The 12336-nt window shown below is 23.7% G+C and carries 13 protein-coding genes; 6 read left to right on the top strand and 7 right to left on the bottom strand.

Annotated features, from left to right (window positions below; genetic code table 11):
- Positions 1–202: hypothetical protein (locus CLTHE_RS16765; protein ID WP_158082728.1), on the top strand; the 202-nt coding region annotated here is incomplete at its 5' end.
- A gap of 44 nt (positions 203–246) precedes the next feature.
- Here the strand turns inward: CLTHE_RS16765 and CLTHE_RS12085 are convergent.
- On the bottom strand, positions 247–1266 hold the full coding sequence (locus tag CLTHE_RS12085) for an NAD-dependent epimerase/dehydratase family protein (protein ID WP_080023702.1): 1020 nt from the start codon (positions 1264–1266) through the stop codon (positions 247–249).
- Between the two features lie 188 nt (positions 1267–1454).
- Between CLTHE_RS12085 and CLTHE_RS12080 the strand changes: the two genes are divergently transcribed.
- Both CLTHE_RS12080 and CLTHE_RS12075 read left to right on the top strand, forming a co-directional pair.
- Complete coding sequence (locus CLTHE_RS12080) at positions 1455–2399, top strand: ribonuclease Z (protein WP_080023700.1); 945 nt, start codon at positions 1455–1457, stop codon at positions 2397–2399.
- A gap of 48 nt (positions 2400–2447) precedes the next feature.
- Positions 2448–3449: a LacI family DNA-binding transcriptional regulator gene (locus tag CLTHE_RS12075; protein ID WP_080023697.1), complete on the top strand. Its 1002-nt coding sequence runs from the start codon at positions 2448–2450 to the stop codon at positions 3447–3449.
- Positions 3450–3510: 61 nt separating this feature from the next.
- On the opposite strand, the gene CLTHE_RS12070 is transcribed toward CLTHE_RS12075, so the two are convergent.
- The 5 genes from CLTHE_RS12070 to CLTHE_RS12050 all read right to left on the bottom strand — a co-directional run bounded on the left by CLTHE_RS12070 (position 3511) and on the right by CLTHE_RS12050 (position 8093).
- The gene (locus CLTHE_RS12070; RefSeq protein ID WP_080023695.1) at positions 3511–4383 is read right to left on the bottom strand and encodes a DMT family transporter; all 873 of its coding nucleotides are present in this window, start codon (positions 4381–4383) and stop codon (positions 3511–3513) included.
- 387 nt (positions 4384–4770) lie between these two features.
- On the bottom strand, positions 4771–6093 hold the full coding sequence (locus CLTHE_RS12065; protein WP_080023693.1) for an APC family permease: 1323 nt from the start codon (positions 6091–6093) through the stop codon (positions 4771–4773).
- 262 nt (positions 6094–6355) lie between these two features.
- Positions 6356–6571: a (2Fe-2S)-binding protein gene (locus CLTHE_RS12060; RefSeq protein ID WP_002597843.1), complete on the bottom strand. Its 216-nt coding sequence runs from the start codon at positions 6569–6571 to the stop codon at positions 6356–6358.
- A 334-nt stretch (positions 6572–6905) separates the two neighbouring features.
- Positions 6906–7613 (bottom strand): pirin family protein, encoded by a 708-nt coding sequence (locus CLTHE_RS12055; RefSeq protein ID WP_080023690.1) that lies wholly within the window; start codon positions 7611–7613, stop codon positions 6906–6908.
- Between the two features lie 48 nt (positions 7614–7661).
- Positions 7662–8093, bottom strand: a complete 432-nt coding sequence (locus CLTHE_RS12050; protein WP_080023688.1) for a MarR family winged helix-turn-helix transcriptional regulator — start codon at positions 8091–8093, stop codon at positions 7662–7664.
- A 207-nt stretch (positions 8094–8300) separates the two neighbouring features.
- Here CLTHE_RS12050 and CLTHE_RS12045 point away from each other — a divergent pair, with 207 nt between their 5' ends.
- Positions 8301–9218 carry an alpha/beta hydrolase gene (locus CLTHE_RS12045; RefSeq protein ID WP_080023686.1) on the top strand — a complete coding sequence of 306 codons (918 nt, stop codon included), beginning with the start codon at positions 8301–8303 and terminating at the stop codon, positions 9216–9218.
- A gap of 45 nt (positions 9219–9263) precedes the next feature.
- Here the strand turns inward: CLTHE_RS12045 and CLTHE_RS12040 are convergent, their stop codons facing one another.
- Entirely contained in the window at positions 9264–9794 is a 531-nt protein-coding gene (locus CLTHE_RS12040) for a hypothetical protein (protein WP_080023683.1), read from the bottom strand.
- 479 nt (positions 9795–10273) lie between these two features.
- Between CLTHE_RS12040 and CLTHE_RS12035 the strand changes: the two genes are divergently transcribed.
- On the top strand, positions 10274–11395 hold the full coding sequence (locus CLTHE_RS12035; protein ID WP_080023681.1) for a glycerate kinase family protein: 1122 nt from the start codon (positions 10274–10276) through the stop codon (positions 11393–11395).
- A gap of 86 nt (positions 11396–11481) precedes the next feature.
- The gene (locus tag CLTHE_RS12030) at positions 11482–12273 is read left to right on the top strand and encodes a DUF438 domain-containing protein (RefSeq protein WP_080023679.1); all 792 of its coding nucleotides are present in this window, start codon (positions 11482–11484) and stop codon (positions 12271–12273) included.
- Positions 12274–12336 lie beyond the last annotated feature (63 nt).

Raw genomic sequence — 12336 nt, 5'->3', positions numbered from 1 at the left:
TGATTATTATATGTATAGTACTGAAAAAATGGAAAATTCAGATTTACCTGAGTTCAATAAACTTCTAATTAATAATGGAATTCCAGAGCTTAAAAGAAAAAATGCAGAAGGTGATAGAGTTTCAACAATAATTGCTAAAATCTTTTTTATAATTTTTGTTATAGTTATTTTTGTCGCAATTATATCAAATATGATAAGATAAGTTTCTAAATAAAAAACCGGACAAGTATTTTGTCCGGTTTTTATTTAGAAACTTCCAATCTGAATTATATTTTTCTTATAATTTTTTATTAAATAATCACACCAATTTTGAAAATCAGAATCTATAATTTTAAGCTCAGGATGTTTATCCATAAATTCTAAATATTTATTTAGCCCTTCTTTTAACGTAATATCGCAATGAAAATCTTTATTTAAAGATTTGATTTTAGAGTTATCAAATATTACAGAATACTGTTTATCACCTAAAATTGAAGTTACAAAATCATATTTTTTACTTTCTTTTAAAATGTCAGTTGGAATATGAATTATATTGACTTCTTTATTTAAAAGTTCTCCTATAGTATTGTAAATTTGATCCCAAGATAAAATTTCATCACTAGTAATATTGAAATCTTCTCCAATTGCTAAAGGGTTATTTATAAGAGGATAAACTCCTTTAGCTAGGTCATCAGAGTGAGTTGATACCCATGTAGATTTACCATCTCCATGCACTATAACTTCTTTTCCATCTATAATTCTTTGAATTACAGACCAGCAAGAAGATCCTTTAACACTGAGAGGAATTCTATTTCCGCTATATGTTTGACTTGGTCTAACTATTGTTATTGGAAAATTAAATTCTTTTAAAGCTTTTAAAAATTCATTTTCACATTCTAATTTAAGACGTCCATAATTTCCATATTTATTTCCTTTTTTAGTTTTTTCATTTATAAGAACAGAAGAGTCTCTATCAAATACACATGCAGTTGAAATAAAGATAAATTGTTTAATTTTATTTTTAAAGGCTTTAATATTTATTTTTGCTTCTTTTGGATCAAAAATAATAAAATTAAATACTACATCAAAGTTATACTTATCAGCTATATTACTTAAAAATTCTTCATCTTTTCCATTCCCTTGTATATAGATAATGTTATCTTTTTTAGGTAAATCTTTAGTTATATGTCTTTTAAGAATATAAAGTGTATTTTCTGAATCTTGAGAAATAAGGTTTACAATAGAATGTCCAATTGTACCATATCCTCCAATAAATAAAAACTTCATAAAAATTACTCCTTTTAACATATTGTGTATAACAATACACGATATTTATTTTTAGAATTATTATATATTAAAATTAAAATAATATAAACAAGTAATGATACATTTATATAAAATACTCGTAAATAAGTATTAATTAAAAACAAAAAAATAAGATATACTAAAATAAAAAAGAAAAAGGAGAAATAAAAATGTTAAATATATGTTTATTAGGATGTGGTGGTGGTATGCCTATGCCTTTTAGAAATTTATCTTCAACATTATTTGAATATAAAGGAAGAAAAATATTACTTGATTGTGGAGAAGGAACTCAAGTATCTATACGTATGATTTCATGGGGATTTAAATCTATAGATTTAATAATTATTTCCCATACTCATGGAGATCATATAGTTGGATTACCAGGACTTTTATCTACAATAGGAAATAGTGGGAGAGTTGATGATTTAACTATAATAGGACCAAAAGGAATAAAAGAAGTTGTTGAAAATCTTTTAATAATAGCAAAATATTTACCTTATAAAATAAATATTTTAGAAAACGAAGAAGAAATAAATTTAAAATTAAATAAAGAAAAAGGGTTAGAAGTTAATGATAAAGAATGGGATTTAAAAATAAATTCTATAGAATGTGATCATTCTTCACCTTGTTTAGGATATAATTTTTATATTAAAAGGGATAGAAAGTTCAATGTTGAAAAAGCTATAAAAAATAATGTACCAAAACTTCTTTGGAATAAACTACAAAAAGAAAATTCAGTAGAATTTGAAGGGAAAATATATAATCCTGATATGGTTCTTGGAGATAATAGAAGAGGAATAAAAGTATCTTTTATTACTGATAGTAGACCAGTTGAAAATATGGCTGAATTTATAAAAGAAAGTGATTTATTTATATGTGAAGGAACATATGGAGATGATAAAGATATTGAAAAAGCTATAAAAAATAAACATATGACCTTTAGAGAAAGTAGCAATTTAGCTAAAAGGGGAAATGTTAAAAAGCTTTTATTAACTCATTTTAGTCCAGCTATGATAAATCCAAAAGAATATTTAGATAATATTGAATTCCCTAATTATATAATTGGAGAAGATAGATTAAAATTATCTATTAAATTTGAAGAAGAGAATAACTAGTATTATAATTTAATATATATATATTAAATTGAAAAGGACGATAATGACATGAAAAAAGCGACTCTTCTAGATATAGCAAAAGCTGTAAATGTATCAAAGACAACAGTTTCTTTAGTTTTAAATAATAAAAATATAAATGTATCAGAAAAAACTAGAAAAGAGATTTTAGATACTGCAAAAAAATTAAATTATATTCCTAATTCATTAGCAAGAGGATTAAGTACAAAAAAAACTAATACAATAGGATTTATATTGCCAGATATAGAGAATCCATATTTTTCTGAAATGGCAAAAGCAATTGAAGTTGAAGCAGAAAAGTTAGGATATAGTATGATATTATGCAATACTTTAAACAGTGTAGAAAAAGAAGAAAAAAATGCAAGATTGTTAATTAGTAAATTAGTAGATGGAGTAATAATTTGTCCCATTGGTGAAAAAAGCAATTCAATTAATATGCTTAAAATTAATGATGTACCTTTTGTAGTTTTAGATAGAAAAATAATTGGAGAAAAAATTATAAATGGAGTATTTTGTGATAATAAATATGGAATTAAATTAGGAATTGATTATTTAATAAAAAATAATAAAAAATCTATAGGTTTCATTGGTGGAAAACGAGAAGGTAGAGAAGTAGATCCTAGATTAACATATTTTTGTGAAGTAGCAAAACAATATGGAATATTAAAAGAAGAAATAATTTATGAAGAAGAGATTTCTCTTATAGGTGGAATAAGAGGAACAGAAAAAATATTGAAAACAGAAAATAAAGTTGATGCTATTTTTTATAGTAGTGATATTATGGCTATTGGTGGAATAAAAAGCTTAATGAGACAAGACATATCAATTCCAGAAGATATAAGTATATTAGGATATGATAATATAGGAATTTGCTCATATATAGAACCAGAATTAACAACTATAGGTCAACCGATTTATGAAATGGGAAAAGAATCATTAAATTTGTTAATAAATATAATTAATGCAAATGTTTCAAATGGAAAAGAAATTATATTAAAACCTTATATTGTAGAAAGACAAACTGTAAAATAAAAACAAAGAATAATTTATTTTTAACTTGCTAAAATAGATTATTCTTTGTTTTATTAATTATTTATGCATATTTTTTAGGTCTATATAAAATAAGTAATATAGCTGCTACAATGATTATTATATAACCTACTATCTCCATTAAAGATGGAATTTTATTAAATACTAAAAATCCTAATATAGCAGAAAATATTATATCAGAATATCTAAATAATGCTATATCTCTTGCTGGAGCATATTTGTATGCTAAAATTAATGTAAACTCTACTATTATATACATTAATCCAGCTAAAATTAAATATATAATTGTATGCATAGCTAAAGGTTTATAGAATATTATCATAAATGGTAATAGAATTATAGATGATAAAAAATTATAAAAGAATACTAATGTAACTGGGTCACATTTATCACCTAAGTATCTCATAGTAGCACTGTCACCACCATTCATCATAGCACCTAGTATTGCTGCAATTGAAGGTAAAAGTACAAATTTTGTGCTATCAGGATCAACAACAAAAACAGCACCTATAAATCCTATTACGATTAAGATAACTTGCCATAATTTTATCTTTTCTCCAAGGAAAATATAAGAGAAAATAACGACAAAGAAAATACTTAAATCTTGTATTATTGTTGCATTAGGTAATAATAAATATTGTAGTGCATAAAGGTTTAAACAAATTCCTATAATTCCAAATATAGTTCTAAGACCTAATCCAAGAATATTTTTACGATTTCCCCAAAACATTGATTTATCCTTAAATCCATGTTTTTTTACTATGTAAATGAAAGCGAAAAGAGCTGCAATTGAATTTCTATATACAGTTTTTTCAGCTACTGGCATATGTCCAGCTAATTTTAAAAAAGTAGACATAATAGATAATGATAAAGCAAAAAGTATCATTAAAATTATTCCTTTGGTTTTATTATTCATTTAAATACCTCCTTATTTCTTTTAAATGTTACCAAAAATAAATATTACCAAAAAATTTTTAAACAATCAAAATACAAAAAAGGAATTTATGAAATATTTTAAGTCTATTTTAAAAATAATTAATAAATTTATAAAAATAGTTAATTTAACAAAAGAAATATAAAATATAAATAAATATTTAATAATGGTAATTAAAAATATTTAAATTAAGAAAAATAATAGTAAGTTTTTAATGAAAAGTATTTAAAATAATACTTATATATATGAGTTAAATTATAAAAATTAAAGAAAATGTATTAAGAAAGTGTAATGAATATATTTTTTTAGTGAAAATTATAAAAAATATAATAAAAACCTCTAGATTAAATTAATCTAGAGGTTTTTATTTTAATTTGAAAGGTTGTATTTCTTTTTCATGTATGCATAAACTGGTATTCCACACATAATTAAAATGAATCCATATAAAACAGTAGTAGCACCTGATGCATAAATTGCTAAAATACAGAATATAAAACCAATAGATGGTCTAATAAGTAATAATATTTTTTTTCTAAATGATTTATTTTTAAAGTCAATTACTAACATTATTTCTGCAATAGTTGAAACTGCATAAACAGGTAAATATGAAAGTGTAGAAAGTAGTACTATGAAATTATAAGCTCCATTTAGTCCTTTAAAAAGGTTTAATAATAAGAGTAAATTTATAAGAATTGACCCTATTATTAATGAAATATATGGAGTTTGGTATTTAGGGTGTAGTTTTGCAAAAAATTCTGGAAATAATTTTTCTTTTCCAGCAGCATAAGCAGCTCTTCCTGTAGAAAGAAGCCATAATATAGATGAACCACAAATACTTAAAGCTATTCCTATATTTATAACTACAATCCATTTGCTTCCTAAAACGTAACCCATTATTTCTGAAAGTGGATCTAAACTATTAGCTAAAATATGCCTTGGCATTGCTCCCATAGATAAAATAGTTATAGCTAAATAAAATACGAGTGCAACTATAAGTGCAATAATAGTGCTAAGTTTAACATTTCTTTCAGGATTTTTTATTTCTCCAGAGGCAATAGTTGCTGATTCTATTCCTTCAAATGCCCAGAAAGTAATCGCAGCTGCCATAGGTATACTGCTTAGTCCACCTCCAGTTGGAAAAATTGGACTTATGTTTTGTATGTTGAAAATTCCACTTGAAATAATAATAAATAATATTAAAATTATAAGCTTGAGTAAAACTAGTATAGTTCCTACAGCTCCAGCTGACTTTGCTCCTCTAATATTTATATATGTAAAAAGCCATATTATAAAAGAACATACTAAAAATCCGATTAATGGATTTTTAGCCATAAAAGGAAAAGCTCCATTTAAATACTTTAAAATAACAATTAAAAGTGTTGCATTTCCAATCCAACAGCCATTCCAATAAAGCCAAGCTGTCATAAATCCAGTAAAATTTCCTAAACTTTTTCTTGAATATTCTACTACACCACCGTTTATAGGCATTTTAGAACCTAAATTAGCAAATGTAAATGAAAGTATTATAGCTCCAAGTCCAGTTAATACCCATGCTAATATACTAGAACCTGCACCAGCTATTTGTGCTAGTTGAGAAGGTATAACAAATATTCCAGCTCCTATAATATTGCTAAAAACTAATGCGATAGCAACTATAAGTCCTATTTCTTTTTTTGATTTTGTATTTTTCATATGTAATATCCCCCTATGAGAATTTCATTTCTTTTAAGATAATGAAATTTTATCACTTTACCACGTTAAAGTAAAGAAGTATTTTATTAAAATTTGATATAACTTATTTAATAAAGTTAATATACAAATAAATTGTAATAAGCATTTATATTTATGTTCATTAAAAAATCAATATATTTGAAATATTATTTGTTATTATAAAGCTATTAAAATTTGATTATAAAAAACGGTAAGAAAGTTTAACACTCTTACCGTTTTTTTGCTATTTATATTTATCAATAAGCTTTTGAATTTCTAATCTGCAACATTCACATCCAGTTCCAGCTTGAGTAACTTCTCCAACTTTTATTACTGTATCTGCACCATTTTTAATAGCTTCTTCAACTTCAGTTACAGTTACTCCAAAACAGTTACATAAAATATTATCATCCTTCCCGATATTAGCATTACATTGACAATTACTTGGATTATATTTCATTAAAATCACACCTTTATTATAGATTTATAAATTTTATTTCTTTATTAGTTTTTATAAAATCTATTTAAAGTATTCATAGAATATATTTCTATTTTAAAGTTACATATCTGTTAATATTAAAAAATTAAAATAGTTATTATAATTTTGTTTTCTTATTGCAATATAAAAATTATAATATATTAAAATGCTTCAATTAATTTAATAATAAATACTATTTTAAAAATAATAATAAAATAAATTATTTAGATCTGATAGTATGGAAGGTTTTTTAATGCCTCATCTACCAATGATTATTTCTGAGGTTGGAAAAGGTGAAGAAAATAAAGTTATTAAATTAATCTAGTATAGATTTTTTCATTTCTAAAATTATAAAATGTGATTTAGAATTAGATAATATTGATATATCCTCTTCAACTATTTCTAAAGCATCTTTTTCATTTAATGTAATTCCATTTATAGTAGAAGTTCCTTCTATTTGTACTAGATAAGCTTGACGACCTTTTGATACTTTAAAGTCTGTAGAAGAATTTTCATCAGTAATAATAGCTGATATATTTACATCTTGATTTATTTTAATTTTAGAATTTCCATTTTTAGATGAAACCATATGAAGCCATTTTCCTTCTCTATCTTCTAATTTGAACTTATATTCCCCATAGTTAGGAGTGTGATTTTTTTTATCTGGCAAAATACAAATTTGAAGAAGTCTTAAAGTATCATCATGATTATTCATTTCACTATGAAATATACCAGTTCCAGCACTCATATATTGAACTTCACCTCTAGTAAGTGTTCTTTCATTTCCCATACTATCTTTATGAGTTAAAGTTCCATTTACTATATATGTAATTATCTCCATATCATTATGTGGATGAAGTTGAAATCCTGTATGAGGATGAATAATATCATCATTTAATACTCTAAGAGATCCAAAATTCATATTATCAAAATTGAAGTATTCTGCAAAAGAAAAATGAAAAGATGATTGTAACCATCCTAAATCACTTTTTCCCATATTTTTATTTGAAATTTTATTTAACATTATAACACCTCCATTTATCACTAATTAGTGATAAATATCTAAAAATTTTTATTTTATTTTACGTAATAATCGTATTAAAAGTTTTTTTTCTTCATGCGATAAATCAGAAAAGCTATCTTTTATATTAGAAAAGTGCTCTGGCAATATTTCTTCAATTTTTGAAATTCCATTTTCAGTCAAAGAAATTAAAGATGATCGTCTATCTTTTGGATTAGGAATTTGAATTATATAACCATCACGTTTTAAATTTTTTATTATTACTGTTATATTTCCAGAAGTAGTTAAAATTCCATTTAATATATCAGATATTGTAAGTGGCCCTTTACTATAAAGAATTTCTAAGACTGCAAACTGTCCTAAGGTTAAACCACTTTTATTTATACTTAAAGCCTCCTTTTTTGATAAAATATTATTTGCTTTTCTAAATGCTATTAACGTACCTAAAGAAAAAAAATCTTTTTCTTTATTAAAATCTTTCATAAAATAATAATACAACTAATTAGTGATAAATTCAATGTCAAATTAAGTTAATTATATATAAATGCAAAGTGGTATTAAATATGATATAATTAAATTATTGAAAAAATAATTTAATTATAAATAAAATATTTAACAAAAGAATATTAATTTCAATTATTGAACTATTTAAAATATGGTTAAATAAATGATGGGAAGGGGAGCTTTATTATGGTTACAGTTGAGAGAGTTATATCTGGGTATAATGGAAAGGAATTATTTCTTAGAACTTGGGAAGATGTAGAAAATCCTAAAGGAATTGTACAAATAATTCATGGAATGGTTGATCATAGTGGGAGATATGATCATTTCGCTAAATATTTAAATAGTAAAGGTTATGTGGTTTATGCAGATGATCATAGAGGTCATGGAGAAACAGGAAAAAAATATAATGAATATGGTTATTTAGGAGAAGATGGATTTAATAGTGTAGTTGAAGATGAATTTATAATAACTAAAATTGCTAAAAGTGAGTATGGTAATATACCAACTTATATTTTTGCACATAGCTTTGGATCTTTTATAGGACAAGAATATATAACTCGATATTCAGATCATATAGATGGAATATTTTTATCAGGTTCAGCGAAAAGAGATGGATTTGAAATAAAATTGGGATATTTTGTATCTAATATTCAAAAAAAGTTATTTAATCCCAAAAAAGTAGGGAAATTTATAGATAGATTCTCTTTTGGTGGATTTAATAAGAGAATAAAAAATCCTAAAACTAAATTCGATTGGCTTACAAGAAATGAAACTGTGGTTAATGAATATATTAATGATGAGCATTGTAAATTTATGTCATCAATTGATTTCTATAACAATTTATTTATTGGATTAAAAAATTTATATAAAGAAGAAAAATTAAAATCAATAAGAAAAAAATTAAAAATAATAATATTAGCTGGAGATAAAGATCCAGTTGGAAAGTATGGGGAAAGTGTTAAGAGACTATATAATCAATATGTAGATTTAGGCATAAAAAATATACATTTTAAATTGTTTAAAGATGGAAGACATGAGATTATAAATGAAATAAATAGAGATGAAGTGTACGACTATATATTGAAAAAAATAGAGGAAAATTAAAAATCAAAAATAGAGATGGATATTATAATATCACATCTCTATTTTTTATATTAAAGTTCTTCCTATTGAATACAGTTTAAGATTTTCTTCAGGTTCATTTTTAAATATCTCTTGAAAAATTAATGGAACATAATTTATATATGAAGCTTCAGAATTTTTATTTTGAGTCAAATAAGAGTTATAAATTAAAAGACTAAAATTAGAATCAAAATTAAAATTTCTTATTGCTAAAACAATATTATTTTCGTCTGATAATATAAATTTACCTTTAAAAGATTCTGATTTAGAAAATTTAGAATTAGCTATACTTTTAAAATCAAAGAAAATTTCACTATTGTCTATAAGTTCAGATATACAAATAGAAAATGAAAAAACATCTCCAATAATATCATTAAACATATCTAATTTAAGTAAGTCAAAAGAAATTAAATTATTATTAAAAGAATATATATCTTTTTCATTTAAATCTTCTAGCTTTAATACAAAAATAAATTCTTTATTAAAAGTTCCAGATAATCCATCTACAATTATATCATTTAGATTTTTAGGTATTTTGTTACCAATTGTAATATTCAATAAATAAACACTCCTCTATAAATAAAATTTATCAAATATAATATTACAATTTAATTGTATAAATGTCTAACTTTATATAAAGTTTAAATTTTAGAAAATTAATATACATAGATAATTCACAATTTTAATTCATAATTAATTCATAGAAGAATGTTCTAATTTTTTAGAATATTTTTACTAGTTATATTACTTCAATAATACATATATAAATCTGTGAAAGGCTGTATATTTTTTATACAGCCTTTTATAGAAAGCTTTATATTTTTCTAAAGAGTTATAATTTTAAATCTCAAAATTTTTTTCATATTTTGGCTATTTTAATTTAGATATTAGACTTATAGCAAACAAACAGGAGAATTAATAGTATTGTATATAAATTTTTATATACATAATAATACATAGATTCTAAATATAGTATAATTATAAAGATATAAAATTAATAAAAATACATAAATTTTATATTTGGGAGGAATAAAAGAATGAAAATAATTCTAGCACCAGATTCTTTTAAAGAGTGTATGACATCTATAGAAGCTTGTAATTGTATGGAAAAAGCTTTAAAAGAATCTGGAAAAGATTTGAAAATTATAAAAATACCTATTGCGGATGGAGGAGAAGGAACATTAGATTCTTTAATTTTGGCTAAAGGTGGAGAAATTTTTAAAAAAGTTATAAGAGGCCCTTTAGGAGAAAAAATAGTTGGTAGATATGGAATTTTAAAAGATGGAAAGACTGGAGTTATTGAAATAGCTGAAGCATGTGGTCTTTCACTAATTACTAAAGAAAAAAGAAATCCGATGTATACCAATACTTTTGGAGTAGGAGAACTTATAAAAGAGTTATTAGATAAAAATATTGTTAAAATAATAATTGGACTTGGTGGAAGCTCTACTAATGATGGAGGAATAGGAATGGTAACCGCTTTAGGCGGAAAATTTTTGGATGTAAATAAAAATGAAATAAATCCTATAGGCAAAGAATTAATAAATATAGACTATATTGATATAACAAAATTAGATAAAAGATTAAGGAATGTAGAGTTCATAATTGCCTGTGATGTAACTAATCCATTAGTTGGAGAGTTTGGAGCTTCAAAAATTTTTGCTAAACAAAAAGGTGCAAATGAAGAAGAAATAGAACTTTTAGAGAAAGGATTAAATAATTTAGGTAATATAATAAATAATCAATTTGGGAAATATGTTTTAAATATTGAAGGTGGAGGAGCCGCTGGAGGACTTGGAATTGCATTTATGTTTTTTATGAATGCTAAACTTAAATCAGGAATTGATATAATTTTAAAAGAAACTAATTTTGAAGAAGTTATTAAAGATTCAGATTATATTTTTACGGGAGAGGGAAAAATAGATTCTCAAACAATAAATGGGAAAACTATTAGTGGAATAAGTAAATGCTCTCAAAAATATAATGTACCCGTAATTTGCTTTGTAGGTAAAGCTGAAGGCGATATAGAAAATTTATATTCTATGGGTATAAAAGATATAATAGCTATTTCTAAAAAAACAGATAGTTTAGAAATGTCCTTAAAAAATGGGAAGAAAAACTTAATTGAAGAGGTAAAAAAATTTATTTATAAAATTTAAAAATGTAACTCAAGTTACATAAAAAGTTTTTTTCAAGTACTATAATTAAGTCATAAATTAAGTATTAAATGACTGGAGTGATAAAAATGAAAAAAACTTTATACATAAATAAGGAAGACAATATAAATCCTGAGAAATTAAAAAAATTAACATATATGCTTAAAAGATTAAACACTGAAGAATTAACATCTGATTTAAGAGATGAGGCTATAGAAATGGTAAAGAAAATAAGTCCTCTTGAAATATCTTTAGCTGAACAAAAACTTATAGATGAAGGAATGAATCCTAATGAACTTAGACATTTATGCGATATTCATATGGAAATATTAAAAGATGAATTAAAGAACTTAGAAGAAAAAATAAGTGTAGGCCATATTCTTTATACATTTATAAGAGAACATGATGAAATAATGAAATTTTTAAATGAATTAGAAAAAGTTAATTCAGAAATACAAAAAATGAATTCTTATGATGATGAAAAAGTAGAAAAAGTACTTGAACTTTCCATTAATCTTTTAAATGCTGAACCTCATCATAAGAGAGAGGAAGATGTTTTATTCCCTAAAATGGAGTCTTTAGGAATAACAGGTCCTACTAGAATTATGAAATTAGAACACGAAAGCTTAAGAAAGAAGAAAAGAGAACTTAAGGAAATATGTGGAGTAAAAGATTATATTCCTTTTGAAGAATTTAAAAATAGAGTAGATAGTATATCAAAAGACTTAATTTTTGAATTAAGAGACCACATATTTAAAGAAAATTATATTTTATATCCAACTGCAATGGAATCTATTAATGAAAGAGAATTTAAAGAATTAAAAGTTATGTGTGATGAAATGGGGTATTGTGAATTTACTCCTAAAGAGCTATTAATATAAAACAAAAAATCCTAATTCTATTTTAGAATTAGGCTTTTTTTATTTAAAATGTCAAATATATAT

Source organism: Clostridium thermobutyricum DSM 4928 (assembly GCF_002050515.1).
Classification (GTDB): domain Bacteria; phylum Bacillota; class Clostridia; order Clostridiales; family Clostridiaceae; genus Clostridium; species Clostridium thermobutyricum.
This window is presented reverse-complemented; position numbering and strand designations above follow the sequence as displayed.